The sequence below is a fragment of the Acinetobacter sp. DMC2 genome, assembly GCF_056314305.1.
Window position 1 is genome coordinate 1 of the sequence record NZ_JBQUYP010000008.1, and the last position, 20662, is coordinate 20662.

Below are 20662 nucleotides of genomic sequence, written 5' to 3' on the forward strand. Positions count from 1 at the left end.
TGGGGTTTCCCATGTGAGAGTAAGTCATCGCCAGCTCATTATTCAAACACCCCGACCCCGAAAGAGGCCGGGGTGTTCTTTTATGGAAGAATAATGAAATTGAAGAGTTTAAGCTAATGAAAGTACAGCTTTAAAATCAGATTTGCATATCAAGCATGTTCTATGAATATAATAATGATGAAGTTTGTTATTTTTAGGTGTTTGCGTGAAAATTAATTCCTTCTCTTCAATACCTGAAGATGATGAAGAACTTTCTCTTCCTGAATTAGTCTATTGGGCTTCTTTGGGGGACCTAGATCAGGTAGAGCAATTACTATTAGAAGGACAAGATCCTAATCAGGCAGATGATGAAGGCTATAGTGCTTTGCAAGCAGCTGCTGAAAATGATCATTTAGAGATAGTTAAACTCTTGGTAGAAAAAGGTGCTCAAGTCGCTTATAAAAGCGAATATACAGCGCTACAGCTTGCAGAAATGGCTGGTAATATAGACGTAGTAAATTATTTAAAAAGCTTATAAAAATAAAAGGCCCCTATTTTGTTTATAGAGGCCTTTTTTAAATTTAAGATAAGTGATATTTCTGTAGTTTCTCAACAATAGATTGAAGCCCTTTTACTTCAAACTCATTAGCTTCGAATTTTTCATCTTTATTGCGTTTAAAGATATCTCGTATCTCTATTACAGCATTGGGATCAATGATACTTAAACTTGAGGTGACTTGACGTATTTGGCTGATAGAACGAGAACCATTCGTTGAACCATAACCAATAAATGCAGCTGGTTTACCACTCCATTCTTTGCCTACATAGTCCAGAGCATTTTTTAGAGCTGGACTGTAACCATGGTTGTATTCTGGGCTAATAAAGATAAAAGCATCTGCTTGAGCAATTTTGTCTGCCCATTCTTGTTGTTTAGGTTGATCATAAATTCCGGTAGCGGGTGGATGAGATCCTGAAAATAGAGGTAAATCCCATTCTTTTAAATCGACTACTTCGGTTTGGAAATCACTTAGACCCAATGTTGGGATTGTTGATTCTACCCAATTGGCAATTTTAATTGCTGTACGTCCTTCACGAACACTTCCCACGACAATATAGACCAGCATGCATTTTTCCCGAGGATTTTTATACTTATAACTTAATTCATTACATGGGTAGCTGAGAATATAGAATTTGTAAGGATTCTTATGTTATGAAAAAAATTGGATAATAAAAAAGCCCTCATTGAGAGGGCTTTTTTATTTACATGAGTTTAATGCCTTGTTGGCCTTCAGGAGTAACCTTGAATATTTCTACTTCAAAGGTAATGTTTTTCCCAGCTAACGGGTGGTTAAAATCAATTTCTGTAATGTCATCATTAACTGACTTCACTACACCGAATAAAGTTGTTTTTGCCTTGTCTTCGAACTCAATCATATGACCAGGAATAGGGCGTTGTTCAAACTTAACTGTATCGAAAGTTTGAATATTTTCTGGATTCCATGGACCAAATGCATCTTCTGGTGGAAGATGTACGGTACGACGATCACCCGCACGTAAACCAAATAATGCTTTTTCAAAGCCTGGTAACAGATTTCCATCACCAATAGTCAAGGTAACAGGTTCTTCACGGTTACGTGTATTATCGATTTCTACACCATTTTCAATAGCAACAGAAAAGTGTAGATCGACTTTAGAGCCGTCTGTAATACGAATTTCTTCGTTAGGTTGGATAATTTCGGTCATATTATGCATCCGAATTTTGGTTGCGTTGCTTCTCAAGGAAGAATGTATCGATGAGTAGCAAGATGGTACCTAAGGTAATGGCACTGTCCGCAATATTAAAAGCTGGAAAGTGATGATTTTGGTAATAAACATGAATGAAATCGACCACATAACCTAGGGTAATACGGTCAATTAAATTGCCTAAAGCTCCACCTAAAATTAAAGCGATGGCTACAGGTAGCACCACCATTTTTTTAGGCATACGAAGCAACCAAAATACAAAAAGGATTGAAACTAAGCCTGCTAAAGATGTGAAGAAATAGCGCTGCCATCCTCCTGCATCCGATAAAAAGCTAAAAGCTGCACCATAATTATGTAATAGTGTCCAGTTTAAAAATGGAAGCACAGGCACTGGATCTGCATAGTTCAGATGTGTACTTGCAATCCATTTTGTCCATTGATCCAACACAATGGCAAGGACAGAAAGTCCAAGCCAAATGAGATTGTGTGGATAAAACTGGAATAAGCCTTTTTTAGCTTGTGAATTAGGCATATTTTCTCACTTCGCCACGACCAGTGACGTTCACAATACAACGACCACATAAACCAGGATGATCGGCATGTGTATTTACATCTGGAAGGACGTGCCAGCAACGTGCACATTTTTCACCTTCAGCTGCAGATATTTGTACACGTAAGCCTTCCATTTCAGTTGCTTCACCTTGCTCAGCAAATGGATATACTACTACTTGAGAAGTAATAAGAACAAAACGGAGTTCATCAGCCAGTTGGTTTAAAACTGTTTGTAATGATTCATTTGCCCAAAGTTCAACTTTGGCTGAAAGATTACTGCCGACAAGTTTAGCGTTACGAGCTGCTTCAATCTGTTTATTTACTGCAGATTTTACGCTAATCAATGTTTGCCAATCTTCTTCAGAAAGCAAGTTTGCTTTTGATGAAACAGGCAAGTCGTACCATTCTGAAGTAAATACATACTTTTCAGTTTGTTCTGGAATCAGTGGCCAAGCTTCTTGAGCAGTAAAGCTTAAGATTGGGCTCATCCAACGGATAAATGCTTGAACGATATGATAAAGCGCTGTTTGTGCAGAGCGACGTGCTTGTGAGTCAGCCTTAGTTGTATATTGACGATCTTTGATAATATCTAGGTAGAAACCACCTAAGTCATTAATACAGAAGCTTGTTAACGCACTACACACCACATGGAAGTTCATTTCTTCGTAAGCAGTGATAATGGTTTGTTGTACTTCATTCGCGCGTTGCAAGATGTATTGATCTAGAGCGATAAGGTCATCTACTGCTAAAGCATCTGTGCTTGGTTTGAAACCATTTAGGTTCGCAAGCAAGAAGCGTAAGGTATTACGAATACGACGGTAGCTATCACTTACACGGTTAAAGATTTCTTTAGAAGCTGCAATTTCATAGCGATAGTCGCTAGAAGCTACATATAGACGTAAACCATCAGCACCAAGCTGTTTGATGATTTCTTCAAGCGGAATGTAGTTGCCTAAAGATTTCGACAACTTACGGCCGTTTTCATCCACTGTAAAACCATGTGTTAACAAGGCTTTATATGGTGCACGATTGTGAATTGCCATAGACGTTAATAAGGAAGATTGGAACCAACCACGGTGTTGGTCTGAACCTTCTAAATATAAATCAGCAGGGCTTTCTAATTCTTCACGTTGCTCAAGTACAGCGTAATGTGTTGTACCAGAGTCGAACCATACATCAAGCGTATCGCGAACGGCGTTGTATTGTTCAGCATCTTCACCTATGAAGTCTTTTGCTTCACGTTTGAACCATGCTTCGATACCTTCTTGTTCGATCAGTTGAGCAACTTCTTCGATGAGTTCAGGTGTACGAGGGTGTAATTCATTCGTATCTTTATGAACGAAGAAAGGAATTGGAACACCCCAAGTACGTTGACGTGAGATACACCAGTCCGGACGCCCCTCAATCATTGATTCAATACGGTTTTTACCCCAGTTCGGTACAAACTCGATATCGCTTTCAATAGCGTTAAGCGCGCCTTCACGTAAACCTTTTTGATCCATGCTAATAAACCATTGTGGTGTAGCACGGAAAATAATAGGAGTCTTATGACGCCAGCAGTGTGGGTAACTGTGTTTAATTGGTTGATGAGCCCATAAACGGCCTACAGCACCCAAAGCTTCAATAATCTTTGGATTGGCTTTATAGATGTGCTCACCAGCATAGATTGGAGCAGTTGGTAAATAAACACCATTACCACCGACTGGATTGTCTACTTTAAGATTGTATTGAAGACCTACTTTATAGTCGTCTGCACCATGGCCAGGCGCTGTATGTACTGCACCTGTACCGCTTGTTGCAATAACGTGTTCACCCAAAATTACTGGAACTTGACGATCGGTAAGTAAAGGGTGTTGTAATGTAAGGTTTTCAAGAGCTGAACCTGTAAAGTCAGCTAAAATAACTGGGTTTTCAAGCTTGTAACGCTCAATTGCTGAAGCAACTAAGTCTTTAGCTAGAATGAAGTTTTGCTTACCGCGCTCAGTGGTCACTTGTACCAATTGATATTCAATTTCGGCATGCAAAGCAACCGCTTGGTTAGCTGGTAATGTCCACGGCGTAGTCGTCCAGATCACGATATCTGTCGGGTCTTGAACTTCTACGTTTAAACGGGCACTTAAATCTTTAAGATCTACAACGCCAAAACCAACATCAATTGCGTCAGATTTTTTATCTTCATATTCAACTTCAGCTTCAGCAAGTGCTGAACCACAGTCCATACACCAGTTCACTGGCTTTAAGCCCGGCTGGATATGACCATTTTTCTGGATTAAGCCTAAAGTACGAACAATATCGGCTTCTTGTTTATAGTTCATGGTGAGATAAGGATTATCCCAATCACCTAAAATACCAAGACGTTTAAAGTCAGTACGCTGTAAATCAATTTGTTTTAGAGCATATTCACGGCAAAGTTTACGGAAAGTAGCTGCGTCAACTTTTTCGCCAACTTTACCTACTTTTTCTTCAACTTTTAGCTCAATTGGCAAGCCATGACAGTCCCAACCCGGAACATAAGGTGCATCAAAACCTGCCAAAGTACGGCTTTTTACAATCACGTCTTTGAGTACTTTATTAACTGCGTGACCTAAGTGAATTGTACCGTTCGCATATGGAGGGCCATCATGCAAAATATATTTTTTCTTGCCAATACGCGATGCACGAATCTGCTGATAAATGTTGTCGGTATACCACTCTTCTAACCATTTCACTTCACGTACTGCCAAATTTGCTTTCATCGCAAATTGAGTATCCGGCAGGTTTAGCGTGGCTTTGTAGTCCACTGCATTCTCAGGAGTTTGCTTATCGCTCATGCAAGTTTTCATCCAGTTTAATCAGCTAGGGAGCCGACATGTTTTACAATCAAAATTCGAATTAAAAAGGAAATTGTGTCGTGTCGTTACGGTATTGTCGTAACTGCTGCACGTCATTATCAATTCCTGCCTTAAGTGCCTCAAGCGAAGGGTAGTTCAATTCACCATGAAGATAGTGAAGGAAAGTCACCCGCATAAATAAGCCATACAGATTAGCAGAAACATCAGGGAAATGTACTTCTAATCTCCACTCTGGATGTTCTTGCTGAATGGCTGGACGTGTACCGACATGCCCTGCGCCATAGAGACTGTTTTCATGGTATCCAGCAATTCCTGGTTTTTCAGGTGTGTCTTGGCGCACTTTTTCGGTGAGCGAAGTTGTTTCGCAAATGACTTCAACACCATAAATCCCATTTAAACATGGCTTATGGCGGTTGAGGCGAACATTAATGGTTGGAAAATCTAAAGTTCGTCCAATTTGGTCGCCATATTGGACACGTCCTGTAATACTGTACGGACGACCTAATAATTTAGCTGCTAAAGCGAGATTACCCACTTGAAGCACTTGGCGAATACGAGTTGAACTGACGCGTTCACCTTCAAGTTCAATGGTATGTAAATTTGTGACTTGAAAGCCGTAATTCTTTAGAAATTCGCTGTTACCTTGACGGTCTTTGCCGAAATGAAAGTCATCCCCTAGAACCAAAGTCTGCGCATTTAGTTTATCTTTTAATAAATCTGCAAACTCAGACGCACTCATGCTACGGAAATGCTGATCAAATTTAGCAACCGCAATATAATCAACCCCAAGCTCGGTTAGATATTCGACCTTTTCTCGTAGTGAATTAATACGAGGAGGGGCATCGTAGCCTTTAAAGAATTCAAGAGGTTGTGGCTCAAAAATCATAACCAATGTTTTTAAGCCTTGTGCTGCAGCAATTTTTTTGAGTTGAGCAATCATCGCTTGGTGACCTAAATGGACACCATCAAAATTACCAATAGTTACCGCTGTTTGAGGTAACTGAAAATTGGGCGATAACGCATTAAGACGAAGCAGTTTCATGAACTTAAAATATGGCTATTTTTGCAAGGGCTATATATTGCCATAATCTCACAGATTCGTCTTGTTGTTGTGTTTTTACTCAGTTATTTTTCAACATGAATATTTGTATATTTAAAATATTGATGAATTAAATAAAAATAAATCAATTTTTCTTATTAATGGTTTGCTCTACTATATCTTTATCCACTCTTTGATTAGAGAACTAAGATGAAAAAACCCTTTTACCAATTAAATCATAGCAAAGATGTTATACGACATTTTACTCCAAATTGGTTTACAGCGACTATGGGTACTGGTGTGGTAAGTATGATTTTAATTCAGCTTCCATTTGCCCAATCATTTTTATTCACGCTAGCAACTTTGTTATGGCAATTTAATATTATTTTATTCAGTGTTTTTTCAGGTCTTTATTTATTGCGGTGGTTTCTTTTCCCTCATGAAGCGAAGCAAATATTTAACCATCCCAATATGAGCTTGTTTTTAGGCGCTATTCCGATGGGGTTCGCTACCATACTAAATGGCTTTTTAAGCTTCGGTGTCGGGCTTTACGGTGAAGTTGCGATACATATTGCTCAAGCTTTATGGTACATCGATGTGTTTTTAGCGCTAGCAATTGCGTGGATCGTGCCGTTTTGTATGTTTAGCCGTCAGAACCATCAGCTACATACCATGACTGCAATCTGGCTTTTACCTGTGGTTGCATGTGAAGTAGCAGCAAGTTCTGCGGGCATGTTAGTAGCTCATTTACCAGCAAATTTGCATAGCTTTCATTTATTAATGGCGGGCTACGTACTTTGGGGGATTTCTGTTTTACCAGCATTCGCTATTTTGACAATTTTAATGCTACGTATGGCTTTACATCAGTTACCGGAAAAAGAAGTCGCAATTTCTAGCTGGTTATCTTTAGGACCGATTGGTACAGGTGCTTTAGGTCTCTTGTTACTAGGCGAGCAGGCACAAAGAGTGGCACCAAATGTAGGATTTCACCAATTTTCCAATGTCTTTCAAGCTTTAGGAGTCGTAGGTAGTCTCGTGCTTTTAGGCTTTGGGTTATGGTGGCTGGGTCTTGCAATTTTAACAACGCTTCGTCATGCAAAGACAGGTATTCCATTCAATTTGGGTTGGTGGGGCTTAACCTTTCCATTAGGCGTATTTATTCTTGCACTGTTTAATTTAGGGCATCAGGTTGAAATTGTATTTTTGCAATACGTTGCTGTGGCATTGAGTCTTTTATTATTGACAATGTGGGGTGTGGTAATGAAGAAAACGCTAGCAGGCGCATATAGCGGCCAACTGTTCTTTTCTCCGTGTCTAATCGCCTTACAACAAAAAATGCAGTAATGATGAAAAGGTGCAAAAAGCTTTTGCACCTGATTTATACTTATTTTCTAATTTATTTAATTTTGATTTGAGCTTTTTGAATGAACACTGATATTGCTTTAATTATGGCACTTCCTAATGAATCTAAAGGTTTGTTTGAGCAGGCAGGTGTTGAAGTCCATTACAGTGGTATTGGTAAGATTAATGCCGCCTTTAAAGCATTTGAGGTTATTCAAAAAACTGGCTGTAAAACTTTAATTAATCTCGGTACAGCTGGAAGCTCTGCATTTAATCGACATGATTTAGTCGAGGTGAAGACTTTTGTACAACGTGATATGGATGTTTCACCCCTAGGGTTTGAAGTAGGTGTAACGCCGTTAGATGATCACTTGCGAGCTGAAATTCATCTTCAACCACATTTTGCTGATTTGCCAAAAGCAGTTTGCGGAACTGGAGATTCATTTGAAACGGGTCAGCCAAAAGTAGCTTGTGATGTGGTGGATATGGAAGGATATGCTTTAGCCAAAGTTTGCCATAAGTTAGGTGTACGGCTGATTTCGGTGAAATATATTACTGATGGTGCAGATGACACTGCACATGTAGATTGGGAAGAAAATTTATTATTAGGTGCTCAAAAACTTTTAGCGCTTTATCAAAATCACTTCTAAAAAAAGATCGGCAAATTTGCCGATCTTTTTTTGGTTTTAACGAGGCAATACGCCGTAGAGCATTAAGTGGACTGTATGCTCAATTGAGCGTTGGAACATGCTACGGTTGCGAAGCGTTTTTCCAGTCACCATTTCCATTTGGGTTGCAAAATCTGCATAGTTTTGCGTAAGACCCCAAATGTTTAAGATTAATAATTCCGGATCGATATCTGGTGAAATCTTTCCTTCTTCTTGCCAAGTTTGGATCACTTTAGCTTTGCGCTTAAATAATTTTTTTAATGGTCCTTTGAGAATAGGGAGTATATGCGGCGCACCCTGAATAATTTCTAAAGCAAACAATCTAGATGCTTTCGGTTGGCTACGAGAGAGTTCGATTTTTTGTATTAAATAGTGAGATAAGGCTTCGGCTGGTTCTAATTCAGCTTCTAAAGTTTGTAAGGGAGCCAACCATTTTTGTAAAACGGTTGTGAGCACTTCTACGTATAAAGACTCTTTATTTTCGTAGTAATAGAAAATATTCGACTTATGCATGTCGGCGAGTTGGGCAATTTCATCCAGACTTGCGCCAGTAAACCCATAGACTGAAAAAACATCAAGGGCGGCAGCAAGAAGCTGATTGCGCTTTTGGGTACTCTTCTTTTGTTCCATCTGCTGCATAATTAAAAAAATAATATTCCCATTGTAAGGGAAATTGTTTGATTTGTGCACAGGTGTCTTGCTTTTTTAATCAAAAAACGGCTAGTTATTTGCGTAATAGATATACTATTGTGCAAAAAATAGAGAGATTCACTAGTTTATTGTTATTCTTAAAAATATTTTTTAAATTTCGCCCTAAAAAAGAGCAATAAAACAGCAGTTTTATTGCTCGTAAATTGGGCATTTTTCGGTTGAACAGTTCTCATTACTTATCACAACCTTAAGTTGCCAAAACCGCATCGAGTACTTGTTGCTCAAGTTGGGAAAAACTAATACTTTTTTTACGAGGGCGTGGCAAATTAACTTGGAAACTTTGAGCAATCTGACCCTTGTCTAATAAGATAATACGGTCAGCCAATTGCACTGCTTCACTTACATCGTGTGTCACTAAAATGGCTGTGAAACCTTGTTCTTTCCACAAGCGCTCAATCAAGCTTTGCATCTCAAGACGGGTTAGGGCATCTAATGCACCTAAAGGTTCATCTAACAACAAAATACGTGGTGTATGAGATAACGCACGTGCTAGGGCTGTACGCTGACGTTGTCCACCTGAGAGTTGAGAAGGCCATTGCCCTGATTTCTCTTTTAAACCCACTTTTTCCAGTAACTCTTCTGCTAAAGCATGTTGGGCTTTAGGTAAACCAAGTTGAACATTTTGAAGGATATTCCTCCAAGGAAGTAGGCGTGGGTCTTGGAACATTACTCGAATGTCATCGTTAGTAATGCCTTCGCGCAAATGCCGAGCAGATTTGAATTTGATTTCTCCAAAACTGGCTTTTTCAAGTTGAGCAATTAAACGTAGTAACGTACTTTTGCCACAGCCACTTCGACCAACAATTGCTAAAAACTCACCAGGCTGGATGTGTAGGTCAAGATCTTCAAGAACCTTTACCTCGCCATAGAATTTATAAAGTTGCTCAATCAGAATCTCTGCACCTAATACGGGTTCTTGAGATTCTGATGGTTCTTCCGGAATGAGCTGCACTTCATTCTGATTAATATTTAAATTCAGATTTGTCATGTTCTAAGCTCCCTTATTTCTGATATCCGGAGTGCCAACGTAATAAATAGCGTTCTAAAAGCTGTGCTAAAACATCTGCCAGTTTGCCTAGTAGGGCGTAAAGAAGAATACCGACCAGAACTACATCTGTTTGTAAGAACTCACGTGCATTCATGGTCATATAACCAATACCTGCTTGAGCTGAAATGGTTTCAGCGACAATGAGCAATACCCAAACCAAACCTAAAGCAAAGCGTAGACCTACTAAAATAGAAGGCATTGCACCTGGCAAAATAATTTCTTTGTAAAGCTGCCAGCGAGAAAGGCCGTAACTTTTACCCATTTCGATCAATTGTGGATCAACTGACCGAATACCGTGATAGGTATTAATATAAATCGGGAAAAAAACGCCTACTGCGACCAAGAATAATTTCGCTGTTTCATCAATACCAAACCACAAGATTACAAGTGGAATAAGTGCTAATGCTGGGATGTTACGAATCATTTGCAGAGTCGTATCGAGCAGGGTAGAGGCGAAGCGTGAAGAGCCATTAAGTAAACCTAAGAGCAGACCTAAGCCGCCACCAACCAAAAGACCAATCAAAGCGCGACCAGCGCTTACCTTAACGTGATGCCATAATTCGCCGCTAACGAGTAGATGCCAAAAAGCGGAAACCACAGCAGTCGGTGCAGGCAAAATACGGTTCTCTAAAAGACCCGAGCTTGAGGCAATTTGCCAAACAACCAATAGAACAATAGGGAAAATCCAAGGCAGCAAACGCTGCCCGATTTGTTTTGTTCCACGTGAAACAATACTTTCGTCTTTGCTCATGCAGGCTCCTTGACGGAACTATTTTGCTTCTTCTCGTCTGGAACATAGTTATTGGCAATGATCTCACCGAATGGACCGGTTAAATTTGGCTGAGCAAGTTTAGCTCGGGTCTCAATTGGTAATAACGGGAAGACCAACTCTGCAAAACAGATCGACTCTTCAAGATGTGGATAGCCTGAGAAGATAAAAGTATCAATACCTAAATCAGCATATTCCTGAATGCGGGCAGCAACTGTTTCTGGGTCACCTACAAGTGCTGTACCAGCACCGCCACGGACTAAACCAATACCTGCCCAAAGGTTTGGAGACACTTCAAGTTTATCTCGATTACCGCCGTGGAGAGCTGCCATACGTTGTTGGCCTACAGAGTCCATTTGTGCAAATTTCTTCTGTGCAGCAGCAATAGTTGCATCATCTAGATATTGAATCAGTTCATTTGCCGCTGCCCAAGCTTGTTCGTTAGTTTCACGAACAATGACATGCAAGCGTATACCATAAGTTAATTTACGGCCTTTAGCCTCAGCTTTGGCGCGAACATGTTCGATCTTTTGTTTAACTGCTGCTGGTGGTTCACCCCAAGTGAGATAGGTATCCACTTGTTCAGCCGCAAGGTCGACAGCAACGTCTGAAGAACCACCAAACCAAAGTGGTGGGTAAGGCTTTTGAACAGGTGGGTAAAGCAGTTTTGCATCATCCACTTGTAAGCGTTCACCGTGGAAGGTAAACGCTTCACCCGTATGTGAACGCGTCAAAATTTCACGCCAGATTTTTACGTATTCATTGGCTGTTTGATAACGCGTTGAGTGATCTTCATATAAGCCATCACCGCGTAGTTCGGCTTCATCGCCACCCGTCACTAGGTTGAGTAACACACGACCATTCGATAAACGGTCAAATGTTGCAGCCATACGAGCAGCCAAAGCTGGTGTTGTTACACCCGGACGTAATGCAACTAAAAACTTAAGGTGCTGAGTTGCATCAATCAGGCTAGCCGCCGTAATCCATGGGTCTTCACATGAACGGCCCGTTGGAATAAGTACACCTTCATAACCTAAATTATCTACCGCTACAGCAATTTGCTTCATATAGGCATGGTCAACCTGACGAGCGCCTTTACTTGTACCTAAATAGCGACTATCACCGTGGGTAGGAATAAACCAGAAAATTTTCATGTGCATTACCTATATGTCTATTGAAATTACTTGGCGATCCAAACAGCTTGTTTGATGCTGATTAGTTTTGGAATGATGCCTTGTTGAGTAAAGATGTCTGCGAGTTGCTGCTGCTCAGCAATCACTTTGCTGTTAAGAGGAGCTGCCGATGAGGGGCGCGGACGGCGTTTAATAAATAAATCACTGGTCGCAGGTTTAAGTCCTGTACTTTGACCAATCGCACTTGCAGTTTCTGCTTGATGGCTTTGAACCCATTTATCGGCTTGATTGATTTGTTTGATGAGCCCTGAAACAGCTTTCGGATGTTGTTTAACAAAGCTTGGAGCTGCTAAATAAAATGTATAGTTCGGGCTTAAACCTTTACCCGACGCAAGAACACGAGCTTGATCTTCTAGTTGTGCTGAGGCGAAGTAAGGGTCCCAAATTGCCCATGCATCTACGGCACCTTTTTGAAATGCTGCGCGAGCATCGGCTGGAGTAAGCCAGATTGGCGTAATGTCACTCCAGTTTAGGCCTGCTTTGCGTACGGCTTGTACAAGTAAGTAATGTGAGCTAGAACCTTTTTGCAGAGCAATTCGTTTGCCTTTAAGGTCTTTCAGCTGTTTGAGCTGCGAGTTTTTAGGAACCAAGATTGCCGATGCTAGTGGTTTAGCCGCTTCATAGGCAATGTAATACAAAGGCTTGCCAGCCGCTTGTGCGTAGACAGGAGGTGTATCTCCAGTAACACCTACATCAAGTGAACCGACAGCTAAAGCTTCTAAAATTTGTGGGCCGGCAGGGAACTCATTCCAAGTAACTTTGGCATTAGGAAATTCTTGTTCAAATAATTTTTGTTGTTTGGCAATCGCAAAGTTAATCGAGCTTTTTTGAAAACCAATACGAAGTTCTTTTACAGTTGGGTCAATCGCCCAAGCGGGTGCAGCAATTGTTAAACCTAATACAGTGACTGCACTGATGCGTTTAGCTAATTGTGCCCACTGACTCTTATTAAATAATGACTGATGTTGCATATCGATATCCTTGTTCCCCTTGAGGCAAGACATAGCATTTATATGGTTATTTGCCGTGCCCAAGCTGGGTTTATTTCAGTTTTAAAATGGCGTCTTGAATGGTGAGTTTGTTTGGAATGAGCTTTTGCGTATAAAAGGCATCAGCTACTTGTTGCTGTTCTTGTGCCACCTTGTCAGATATTGGCTGAACTCCAAAACCCATACGTGAAATAGAAGTTTTGAGTACATCAAACTCAAGTGCTGTAGGTTTTTCGAGTAGCTTGGCTGCTTCATCCTGATGTGAGCTCACCCATTCAGTTGTCTGGTTAAGGGTTTGCACAACTGTATTGAGTACTTTCGGATTATTTTCTGCAAATTTACGGTCAGCTAGATAGAACTGATGATTGCTTACTAAATTTTCACCTGTTGCTAAAACTCGTGCCTGAATTTGATGTTCAGCTGCTGCAAAGAATGGGTCCCAAATCACCCATGCATCTACTGCACCTTTTTCAAATGCAGCACGAGCGTCTGATGGCGGTAAATAAACAGGTCGAATGTCACTTAAGTTTAAGTTGTTGGCTTCTAGAGCTTTTAACAATAGGTAATGAACATTCGAACCTTTGTTAAGAGCGACACGTTTGCCTTTTAAATCTTGAATAGAGTGAATGGGAGAATCTTTTTTTACCAATAATGCTTCGGCTTTTGGCGCAGCAGGTTGATTTGCAACATAGACTAAATTTGGATTGGCAGCTTGCGCAAAGATTGGAGGTGCTTCGCCTGCTTCACCGAGTGAAACACTCCCTACGTTTAAACCTTCAAGTAATTGAGGCCCAGCAGGAAACTCAACCCACTTTACTTGTACACCTTGTTCTTTTAGTGCTTTTTCTAAGTCACCACGAGCCTTTAAAATAGGAAGGATGCCATATTTTTGATAACCAATATTTAAAGTTGTGGTGGCCTGTTCCTCTTTTTTGGCACAACCACTTAACATCATCACTCCTGCAAGGCTGGCTGCGATGACTGAATATTTTGTCCATGAAGTGGTGTTGAAAAGTGCCATGAGATTTCGTGCTCCCCGAAAGAGAAAAAGAAAAAATAATTGGATGAGCAGATACCCTAAAGGGATTTTTATTTCAGAAAAAATAAGTATTCGGTCTTTATTTATGCAAAAAAAAGCTAAAAACATTAGGCTATAAACTTATGCAAAAAAGTGATTTATCTAATAGAAATATATTTAATAAATTAGGAGTAAGTTGATGTAAATAAAATAAAAAAATATTAAAACATTAAAAATAGAGATTTAAAAAAAGTACAACCATAAATGAATAGCGTTTATGGTTGTACTTTTTTAACTAAGCTTATCTGAAATAAGAATATCTTAAAAAGAGCAAAGGCTAGGGAAGCAGTTTTTTAAAGACTAAAGAATTCCTTTGATAGTTATAGAGCGCCTGACGGGCATTAGGTAACTCATCAACGCTGACTTGATGAAAACCATGTTCCAAAAACCAGTGAGCGGTACGCGTTGTTAAAACGAATAACTGACGAATACCTTGTTCTTTGGCTTTTTCTTCAAGAAATTGCAGAATTTGGCTACCACGATTTGATTTACGATAACTTGGATGTACTGCAACACAGGCAATTTCTGCAGAACGCGTTTCGTTAAACTCGGTTGGAATTGGATAAAGGGCAGCACACGCTAGAATCATACCGTCGCGTTCAATAACAGCGAACTGGCTGATTTCTTGCTCTAGGCGTTCACGTGAACGATAAACCAAGATGCCTTCTTCTTCCAAGGGACGCAATAAATTCATTAAACCACCCACATCTTTAATATGGGCTGTACGAACTTCTTCATAATGCGCATCGGTAATCATGGTGCCTATACCATCTCGAGTAAATAACTCTTCGAGAAGGGCGCCATCATAGGCATAGGAAATGAGATGAACGCGGTGTACACCTGATAAAGAGGCTTTTTTTGCTTGTTGCAAATGTAGGGTGAGTGTTGGGCTAAGGGTTTGATATTGTTGAATATAGTAGTCCAGTTGATGTGGGCTTAACTCACGTAATATTTGTTCATCTTCATTCAGAAGACCTTGTTGCTCTCCAAGAAAAATCAGTTTATCTGCTTTTAAATAAGTTGCAGTTTTGGTCGCAACTTCCTCTGCTCGTAAGTTAAAGACTTCGCCTGTAGTGGAGTAACCTGTTGGCCCCAGTAACACAATATTATGATTATCAAGGTGTCGTTCAATTGCATCGGTGTCTATTGAACGAACCTCACCTGTAAGCTGGAAATCCATGCCATCACGAATGCCATAAGGTTTAGCAGTCACAAAATTACCTGATACGACATCGATTCGAGCGCCGTACATGGGTGAGTTTGCTAAGCCCATAGAAAGCAATGCTTCAATTTCTAGGCGAATAGAGCCTACCGCACTCATGACACAGCTTAAAGATTCGCGTGTGGTAATACGGCTGTTGTCATAAAAAGGAGTTTCAATTCCTTTCTCTTTAAGATTTTGATTAATTTGCGGACGTGCGCCGTGCACAAGAATTAAGCGAATACCAAGAGAATGAAGTAATGCAATATCATGAATGATATGTTCGAAATTAGGATGACGGACTGCTTCACCACCAAACATCAATACGAATGTTTTATCGCGGTGGGCATTAATGTAGGGTGCTGAGTGTCGAAACCAGTGTACATAATGCTGGGGGTTATTATGCGACTTTTCTAAAGACTTGCTTGGCATACCGATCTCGAATCAACAGCAAAAAGATATAAAGATGATTCTAAACAAAAAAGATTAAAGCCGCATGTTTTAGATAAAAAAACACCCAAATCTAAGTTTGGGTGTTTAAATTTTTTTAAATTAGTGAACCACTCTAATGATTTTATGGCTTTGCTCGTTTACCAACACATAATTTCCGTTCACCTTGTACCATTTTTGGTAGCGACCCGGTTTAGTTAATTTTTGATGCTGACGATAGTCAATCACGTAACGTGAGTGTTGATATTCACGGGGTACAACCTGACCTGCTCGCCAAACATTACGATGGTCGTCTTTTTTAATTACTTTAACGGTTTTGACTTCATGGTTTTGGTAGTTGCCATGGTGGTTATGATCGTTTGGTGCTGCCATTGCTGTTGTTGCAATTAAACCACTAAGTGAAAGGACAATCGCTGTTGTTAATTTTTTCATTGTAAACCTCGAGTGATGAATTAAATTTCAATAATTAAAGATTAGTGAACAATTACAGATAAATCGTGGAGGCTACGAAGAATAAATGTGAAAACTAACGATGAAATAAGAAGAAATTAAGAAAATACGAAATATTAGAATATAAAAATCTATTTATTTTTTTAAATATATAAGTAATAAAAAAAGGATAAAACCATAAGGCTTTATCCTTTTTGCTCAGCGATAGCGAGGTTCTATCGCTTTAAAAACCACGAATACTCACAATACTATTAGAATCAGTATCGACTAAAATATAGTCATTGTTGATTTTGTACCATTGCTGATTACGGTCTGGTTTTGGCAAGTTACTATCTTTATAGTCAACTTTATAGCCATTGCCACGATAGTGCTGTGGCATAACATAACCAGGCTGCCAGCGATGCTGTTTAAGCCGTTCAAAACCACGTTCTTCACGCATACGGCGCTCGTCACGGACACGATCTTCATCATGATCACGTCCAAATCCTGGCCCACGATCATTCCATTCACCGCGTGGTCCTCCACCTTTAGGACCTTTGGGGCCATGGCCTCGGTCAAAAGGAGGATCAGCAAAGCTCGCCATACTTGTGGTGAGTACGGCTATGGAAAGGGTTAAGATTGTGAACAACTTTTTCATGATGCATCCTCGTTTACATCTGATGTCTCTCATGTTGAATACTCTACGCGCAAAATGCAGAGAAACTGTGAAGATCATTTAATGGTTCAATTAAAATTACGGATAGATCAAGAGTTTTTATCAATCATAAAAAAGGCTTGAATATATCTTTTCAGGTATAGGCAAGCCAGATTTCATGATCGGCTGTAATTTTCTTTAGCTTTTCATCTTTAACTTTTAATCCTGTGCATCAATACTTTGACCATTGAGCGCCAAGCTATCTTCACCCATTAAATAGAGATAAGCAGGCAAGATCGACTCTGGTGTAGGTAGTGTTTTCGGATCTTCTTGTGGATAGGCTTTAGCACGCATTGCAGTACGTGTTGCGCCTGGGTTAATGCAGTTAAAGCGGATATTTGGATAAGTATTTTCCGCTGCAAAAATTTTGCTCACTGCTTCAATGGCAATTTTTGAGACAGAATATGCGCCCCACAAAGCACGTGCTTCACGGCCTACACCTGAACTGGTAAATACAACAGAGGCATTTTCTGACTTTTGCAAAAGTGGTAATAAAGCTTGAGTGAGGGCAAAAGGAGCACGTAAGTTAACTGCCATCACGTCATCCCATACTTCTGTAGGGTAATGTGCTAGCTCTACACGTTCACCTAAAATACCCGCATTATGCAAAATACCGTCTAAACGTCCAAACTGCTTTTCGAGCGTATCGACTAAAAAGTCATAATCACGGTCAGAGGCACTTGAAAGTTGTAGCGGTAAAATCGCGGGCTGAGGTGCACCTAGACTCTCAATTTCATCATAAATCACTTCAAGTTTATTTAAGGTTCTACCATGTAGGACAACGGTTGCACCATGTAGGGCATAACTTAGAGCCGCAGCTCGCCCAATTCCATCACCAGCACCGGTAATTAAAATAATTCGATCTTTGAGTAGATCCGGACGAGGTTGGTATTCTGAATATTTCATTGGTAAACCTCCTTCTTTTTATATTGATAAAACGAATAGCCGTTAAAAAAGTCTATAAAACTCTGATGTTAACTTATCATACGCTGATTTTCCTGTAGAGCAGGAAGCTTTTGACGTAACATATCGTGTAATTCTGTCACTGTATTTACAATCGAATCGGCCTGCCATGATGCTAAATCATCACGGTGTTCGATAGGTAAATAGCCATAAGCTGCCAAGATGGTATACATATCGGCATTGCGACCAGCATCAATATCACGTGGGTGGTCGCCCACATAAATAATTTGATCTGCTTGGGTGTTTAACTGTTTAGCAGCCAAATACATTGGTTCAGGATCTGGTTTGGTTTTACTGACATCTTCAGGACATACCAAAACCGCACAGCGTTGTGTCAGATTTAACTTTTCTAAAAGAGATTCACTTAAACCACGTGGTTTATTGGTCACAATACCCCACGGGATTTGCGCAGCTTCTAACTCTTCTAGAAGTGGATACATGCCTTCAAACAGATCTGTATCAACCACAATATTATTGCCGTACAGATCTAAAAAGTTTTGACGATGTGCCAAGAAAATTGGATTGGCTACATCCAACTCTGGATAGACCAATTTCACCATCGCACGTGCACCTTCAGAAACCTGAGTGCGAATAAGATCGGCTTCTACAACAGGGCGTCTTGCATCACGGCACATTTGCTGAATAATACGAATGAAATCCGCAGCTGTATCGATAAGCGTACCGTCTAAATCAAATAAAACAGCTTTCATCATGCACCTGTATTAATCGTATGAACCATATAGTTAACGTCAACATTTGGCGCTAACCAGTAATGCTTGGTCAGTGGGTTGTAATGTAGTCCAGTCATTTCTTTTAACGTAAGACCTGCATTACGAATATCATGTGCCATTTCAGATGGTCGAATAAATTTATGATAATCATGCGTACCTTTTGGCAACATGCGTAGGACGTACTCTGCACCGATAATGGCAAATAAATAAGATTTTGGGTTACGGTTAATGGTCGAGAAGAACACATGGCCGCCCGGTTTAACCAGAGCCTGACAAGCTTTTACAATAGATGCCGGATCTGGAACGTGTTCCATCATTTCCATACAAGTCACCACGTCATATTGACCTGCTTGTTCTTGTGCTAATTCTTCTACAGGAATTTGACGATATTCAATATTTTGAACATTTTCTTGCTGAGCATGTAAACGGCCGACAGCTAGAGGTGCTTCACCCATATCAATGCCTAATACATCTGCGCCACGACGTGCCATGCTTTCGGTCAAGATGCCGCCACCACAGCCGACATCAAGTACTTTTTTACCAGCAAGGCCGCCTACACGTTCATCAATCCAGTTTAAACGTAGTGGATTAATTTGATGAAGTGGGCGAAATTCAGAATGTTGATCCCACCATTTGGCAGCAAGTGCTTCAAACTTTGCGATTTCTTGTAAATCAACATTCAATTGCGACATGGTGCTACCTCTAAACTTGGGTTATCTTTTTGGATATAGTTCGCCGTTAGTGTAGCGATTATTGGGAAAAAAGCGATAAACCCAATAAAAAACTTCACAGAAGCAAAACGAATTTAGCATATTTGTTTTATATTTAGAGCATAAGCTAATGCATAACAACTTAGAGGAAAAGCTGTAGCAATGAAAAAATTGGTTTTGGGTGGTTTAAGCGCAGCAATTATGGCCGTATCGGGTAGTGCAATGGCAGCAGATTTTGTTGCTGGTAAAGACTACACTGTGATTGCCAATCCAGGCAAAGTGGAAGTTCCGGGGAAAATCGAAGTTCGAGAGTTCTTTTGGTATGGATGTCCACACTGTTTTAAACTTGAACCGCATATGCAAACGTGGTTAAAACAGATTCCTAACGATGTGCGTTTTGTACGTACACCAGCTGCAATGAATAAAATGTGGGAACAAGGGGCGCGTACCTATTATACATCTGAGGCATTAGGTGTACGTAAACGCACGCATTTACCGTTGTTCCATGCGATTCAGGTGAATGGTCAGCAAATTTTTGATCAGGCTTCTGCTGCGAAGTTCTTTACTCGTTATGGCGTGCCTGAACAGAAATTTAATAGTACTTACAACTCATTTGCTGTGACTGCAAAAGTTGCTGAGTCAAATAAACTTGCTCAACAGTACCAATTAACAGGTGTTCCTGCGGTTGTCGTTAATGGTAAATATGTTGTGCAGGGTGAAGATGGTAAAGTTACTCAAGTTCTTAATTATTTAATTGAGAAAGAACGTAAAGCAAAATAAGTTATTTAGGCTTTACTTCAAAAATGGGCTTCATACGAAGCCCATTTTTATATTTAATTTATCGTTAATTATCACGAAATTTTTCAATTAATTTTGTGGGTTTTCATCTTCAATTTGAAAATTTAAAACATCAAAATTAGCTGTTTGGGTCGGTAGTGATAATGCCTGATTAATATATAAATTAATTAATTTTTGGCGAGAACCAATAGAGCGCTGGTAATAGGTAGAATTTAAAAGCAGTGATGCACCATAAGTCAGTGACCAGATATAAGACAAATAATCACGGATTGACATATCATAATTTAATGATTTTAAATAATTTTCTGTAATATCTTTAATTGCTAAAATACGCTGTTGGCGGATTTCATAAAGCTCTTCAAAAAGATGCTTCAACTTAGACTCTGTCATTGTCAGATTTTCTTCAAGTTGGTGCAATAAAATGGTTTTTCCAGGTGTAAGCAAATGGTGAAGCATGTAATGAGGGGCATACTCTTTGAAATCTGTATTATATTTTTTAGAAATTTCTAAAATTTGCTTTTCATTTTGAATAATGAGCTCAAGTAGAAGCTCATTTTTGCTTCTAAAATGCTTATAAAGTGTGCCTTTAGCAATATCTAGCTCGGCCACTAACTCATCTAGAGTAATTTCCTGATTGTTTTCTAGTAACAACTTTTCTGCCACGCTTAGAATTTTTTCTTTGCGCATCAAAAACTGTGTATGACGATCAAGATTCATAGGTATT

The 20662-nt window shown here is 39.8% G+C and carries 22 protein-coding genes; 4 read left to right on the plus strand and 18 right to left on the minus strand.

Translation table 11 applies throughout. The annotated features are described in order from the left end of the window. The first annotated feature begins 205 nt into the window (after window positions 1-205). The gene (locus ACT53H_RS16690; protein ID WP_476009699.1) at window positions 206-517 is read left to right on the plus strand and encodes an ankyrin repeat domain-containing protein; all 312 of its coding nucleotides are present in this window, start codon (window positions 206-208) and stop codon (window positions 515-517) included. A 43-nt stretch (window positions 518-560) separates the two neighbouring features. Here the strand turns inward: ACT53H_RS16690 and ACT53H_RS16695 are convergent, their stop codons facing one another. The 5 genes from ACT53H_RS16695 to ribF form a co-directional block, all read right to left on the minus strand. Continuing rightward, a complete protein-coding gene (locus ACT53H_RS16695; protein ID WP_238612879.1) occupies window positions 561-1103 on the minus strand; it encodes an NADPH-dependent FMN reductase in 543 nt (180 codons plus the stop codon). A 136-nt stretch (window positions 1104-1239) separates the two neighbouring features. Further along, on the minus strand, window positions 1240-1722 hold the full coding sequence (locus tag ACT53H_RS16700; RefSeq protein ID WP_004640310.1) for an FKBP-type peptidyl-prolyl cis-trans isomerase: 483 nt from the start codon (window positions 1720-1722) through the stop codon (window positions 1240-1242). Between the two features lies 1 nt (window position 1723). After that, entirely contained in the window at window positions 1724-2254 is a 531-nt protein-coding gene (gene lspA / locus ACT53H_RS16705) for a signal peptidase II (RefSeq protein ID WP_003655819.1), read from the minus strand. After that, on the minus strand, window positions 2247-5084 hold the full coding sequence (gene ileS, locus ACT53H_RS16710) for an isoleucine--tRNA ligase (RefSeq protein ID WP_476009700.1): 2838 nt from the start codon (window positions 5082-5084) through the stop codon (window positions 2247-2249). The genes lspA and ileS overlap by 8 nt, the downstream gene beginning before the upstream one ends. Window positions 5085-5145: 61 nt before the next feature. Continuing rightward, a complete protein-coding gene (ribF, locus tag ACT53H_RS16715; protein ID WP_476009701.1) occupies window positions 5146-6147 on the minus strand; it encodes a bifunctional riboflavin kinase/FAD synthetase in 1002 nt (333 codons plus the stop codon). A 207-nt stretch (window positions 6148-6354) separates the two neighbouring features. Between ribF and ACT53H_RS16720 the strand changes: the two genes are divergently transcribed. After that, window positions 6355-7488 (plus strand): TDT family transporter, encoded by a 1134-nt coding sequence (locus ACT53H_RS16720; RefSeq protein WP_476009702.1) that lies wholly within the window; start codon window positions 6355-6357, stop codon window positions 7486-7488. Between the two features lie 80 nt (window positions 7489-7568). Further along, a complete protein-coding gene (locus ACT53H_RS16725) occupies window positions 7569-8135 on the plus strand; it encodes a 5'-methylthioadenosine/S-adenosylhomocysteine nucleosidase family protein (protein ID WP_004795515.1) in 567 nt (188 codons plus the stop codon). Window positions 8136-8171: 36 nt separating this feature from the next. Here ACT53H_RS16725 and ACT53H_RS16730 read toward each other — a convergent pair whose 3' ends face one another. The 12 genes from ACT53H_RS16730 to ubiG all read right to left on the minus strand — a co-directional run bounded on the left by ACT53H_RS16730 (window position 8172) and on the right by ubiG (window position 19122). Next, a complete protein-coding gene (locus ACT53H_RS16730) occupies window positions 8172-8792 on the minus strand; it encodes a TetR family transcriptional regulator C-terminal domain-containing protein (RefSeq protein ID WP_013199284.1) in 621 nt (206 codons plus the stop codon). Window positions 8793-9051: 259 nt separating this feature from the next. Then, window positions 9052-9852 (minus strand): ABC transporter ATP-binding protein, encoded by an 801-nt coding sequence (locus tag ACT53H_RS16735; protein WP_476009703.1) that lies wholly within the window; start codon window positions 9850-9852, stop codon window positions 9052-9054. 13 nt (window positions 9853-9865) lie between these two features. Then, a complete protein-coding gene (gene ssuC, locus ACT53H_RS16740) occupies window positions 9866-10663 on the minus strand; it encodes an aliphatic sulfonate ABC transporter permease SsuC (protein WP_005308906.1) in 798 nt (265 codons plus the stop codon). After that, entirely contained in the window at window positions 10660-11835 is a 1176-nt protein-coding gene (gene ssuD, locus ACT53H_RS16745) for an FMNH2-dependent alkanesulfonate monooxygenase (RefSeq protein WP_476009704.1), read from the minus strand. The genes ssuC and ssuD overlap by 4 nt, the downstream gene beginning before the upstream one ends. Before the next feature lie 26 nt (window positions 11836-11861). Beyond that, window positions 11862-12845: a sulfonate ABC transporter substrate-binding protein gene (locus ACT53H_RS16750; protein ID WP_476009705.1), complete on the minus strand. Its 984-nt coding sequence runs from the start codon at window positions 12843-12845 to the stop codon at window positions 11862-11864. A 70-nt stretch (window positions 12846-12915) separates the two neighbouring features. Further along, entirely contained in the window at window positions 12916-13884 is a 969-nt protein-coding gene (locus ACT53H_RS16755; protein WP_476009706.1) for a sulfonate ABC transporter substrate-binding protein, read from the minus strand. A gap of 334 nt (window positions 13885-14218) precedes the next feature. Beyond that, window positions 14219-15574 carry an amino-acid N-acetyltransferase gene (gene argA, locus ACT53H_RS16760; protein ID WP_174732177.1) on the minus strand — a complete coding sequence of 452 codons (1356 nt, stop codon included), beginning with the start codon at window positions 15572-15574 and terminating at the stop codon, window positions 14219-14221. A gap of 120 nt (window positions 15575-15694) precedes the next feature. After that, entirely contained in the window at window positions 15695-16024 is a 330-nt protein-coding gene (locus ACT53H_RS16765; protein WP_174732179.1) for an RcnB family protein, read from the minus strand. 241 nt (window positions 16025-16265) lie between these two features. Further along, complete coding sequence (locus tag ACT53H_RS16770; protein ID WP_004795500.1) at window positions 16266-16679, minus strand: RcnB family protein; 414 nt, start codon at window positions 16677-16679, stop codon at window positions 16266-16268. Window positions 16680-16895: 216 nt separating this feature from the next. Then, window positions 16896-17642 carry a YciK family oxidoreductase gene (locus ACT53H_RS16775; protein ID WP_002120710.1) on the minus strand — a complete coding sequence of 249 codons (747 nt, stop codon included), beginning with the start codon at window positions 17640-17642 and terminating at the stop codon, window positions 16896-16898. Between the two features lie 68 nt (window positions 17643-17710). Then, the gene (locus ACT53H_RS16780; protein ID WP_476009707.1) at window positions 17711-18412 is read right to left on the minus strand and encodes an HAD family hydrolase; all 702 of its coding nucleotides are present in this window, start codon (window positions 18410-18412) and stop codon (window positions 17711-17713) included. Beyond that, window positions 18409-19122 (minus strand): bifunctional 2-polyprenyl-6-hydroxyphenol methylase/3-demethylubiquinol 3-O-methyltransferase UbiG, encoded by a 714-nt coding sequence (ubiG, locus tag ACT53H_RS16785; protein WP_476009708.1) that lies wholly within the window; start codon window positions 19120-19122, stop codon window positions 18409-18411. The genes ACT53H_RS16780 and ubiG overlap by 4 nt, the downstream gene beginning before the upstream one ends. 180 nt (window positions 19123-19302) lie before the next feature. Here ubiG and ACT53H_RS16790 point away from each other — a divergent pair, with 180 nt between their 5' ends. Then, window positions 19303-19920 (plus strand): thiol:disulfide interchange protein DsbA/DsbL, encoded by a 618-nt coding sequence (locus tag ACT53H_RS16790; RefSeq protein ID WP_013199277.1) that lies wholly within the window; start codon window positions 19303-19305, stop codon window positions 19918-19920. Between the two features lie 87 nt (window positions 19921-20007). Here the strand turns inward: ACT53H_RS16790 and ACT53H_RS16795 are convergent, their stop codons facing one another. Further along, window positions 20008-20655: a TetR/AcrR family transcriptional regulator gene (locus tag ACT53H_RS16795; protein ID WP_004795493.1), complete on the minus strand. Its 648-nt coding sequence runs from the start codon at window positions 20653-20655 to the stop codon at window positions 20008-20010. Between the last annotated feature and the right edge of the window lie 7 nt (window positions 20656-20662).

What these genes read in the sequence shown, in the direction of transcription:
- ACT53H_RS16695 (WP_238612879.1), bottom strand. Translation starts at nt 1,103, where the DNA reads ATGCTGGTCTATATTGTCGTGGGAAGTGTTCGTGAAGGACGTACAGCA.
- ACT53H_RS16700 (WP_004640310.1), bottom strand. Translation starts at nt 1,722, where the DNA reads ATGACCGAAATTATCCAACCTAACGAAGAAATTCGTATTACAGACGGC.
- lspA (WP_003655819.1), bottom strand. Translation starts at nt 2,254, where the DNA reads ATGCCTAATTCACAAGCTAAAAAAGGCTTATTCCAGTTTTATCCACAC.
- ileS (WP_476009700.1), bottom strand. Translation starts at nt 5,084, where the DNA reads ATGAGCGATAAGCAAACTCCTGAGAATGCAGTGGACTACAAAGCCACG.
- ribF (WP_476009701.1), bottom strand. Translation starts at nt 6,147, where the DNA reads ATGAAACTGCTTCGTCTTAATGCGTTATCGCCCAATTTTCAGTTACCT.
- ACT53H_RS16720 (WP_476009702.1), top strand. Translation starts at nt 6,355, where the DNA reads ATGAAAAAACCCTTTTACCAATTAAATCATAGCAAAGATGTTATACGA.
- ACT53H_RS16725 (WP_004795515.1), top strand. Translation starts at nt 7,569, where the DNA reads ATGAACACTGATATTGCTTTAATTATGGCACTTCCTAATGAATCTAAA.
- ACT53H_RS16730 (WP_013199284.1), bottom strand. Translation starts at nt 8,792, where the DNA reads ATGCAGCAGATGGAACAAAAGAAGAGTACCCAAAAGCGCAATCAGCTT.
- ACT53H_RS16735 (WP_476009703.1), bottom strand. Translation starts at nt 9,852, where the DNA reads ATGACAAATCTGAATTTAAATATTAATCAGAATGAAGTGCAGCTCATT.
- ssuC (WP_005308906.1), bottom strand. Translation starts at nt 10,663, where the DNA reads ATGAGCAAAGACGAAAGTATTGTTTCACGTGGAACAAAACAAATCGGG.
- ssuD (WP_476009704.1), bottom strand. Translation starts at nt 11,835, where the DNA reads ATGAAAATTTTCTGGTTTATTCCTACCCACGGTGATAGTCGCTATTTA.
- ACT53H_RS16750 (WP_476009705.1), bottom strand. Translation starts at nt 12,845, where the DNA reads ATGCAACATCAGTCATTATTTAATAAGAGTCAGTGGGCACAATTAGCT.
- ACT53H_RS16755 (WP_476009706.1), bottom strand. Translation starts at nt 13,884, where the DNA reads ATGGCACTTTTCAACACCACTTCATGGACAAAATATTCAGTCATCGCA.
- argA (WP_174732177.1), bottom strand. Translation starts at nt 15,574, where the DNA reads ATGCCAAGCAAGTCTTTAGAAAAGTCGCATAATAACCCCCAGCATTAT.
- ACT53H_RS16765 (WP_174732179.1), bottom strand. Translation starts at nt 16,024, where the DNA reads ATGAAAAAATTAACAACAGCGATTGTCCTTTCACTTAGTGGTTTAATT.
- ACT53H_RS16770 (WP_004795500.1), bottom strand. Translation starts at nt 16,679, where the DNA reads ATGAAAAAGTTGTTCACAATCTTAACCCTTTCCATAGCCGTACTCACC.
- ACT53H_RS16775 (WP_002120710.1), bottom strand. Translation starts at nt 17,642, where the DNA reads ATGAAATATTCAGAATACCAACCTCGTCCGGATCTACTCAAAGATCGA.
- ACT53H_RS16780 (WP_476009707.1), bottom strand. Translation starts at nt 18,412, where the DNA reads ATGATGAAAGCTGTTTTATTTGATTTAGACGGTACGCTTATCGATACA.
- ubiG (WP_476009708.1), bottom strand. Translation starts at nt 19,122, where the DNA reads ATGTCGCAATTGAATGTTGATTTACAAGAAATCGCAAAGTTTGAAGCA.
- ACT53H_RS16790 (WP_013199277.1), top strand. Translation starts at nt 19,303, where the DNA reads ATGAAAAAATTGGTTTTGGGTGGTTTAAGCGCAGCAATTATGGCCGTA.
- ACT53H_RS16795 (WP_004795493.1), bottom strand. Translation starts at nt 20,655, where the DNA reads ATGAATCTTGATCGTCATACACAGTTTTTGATGCGCAAAGAAAAAATT.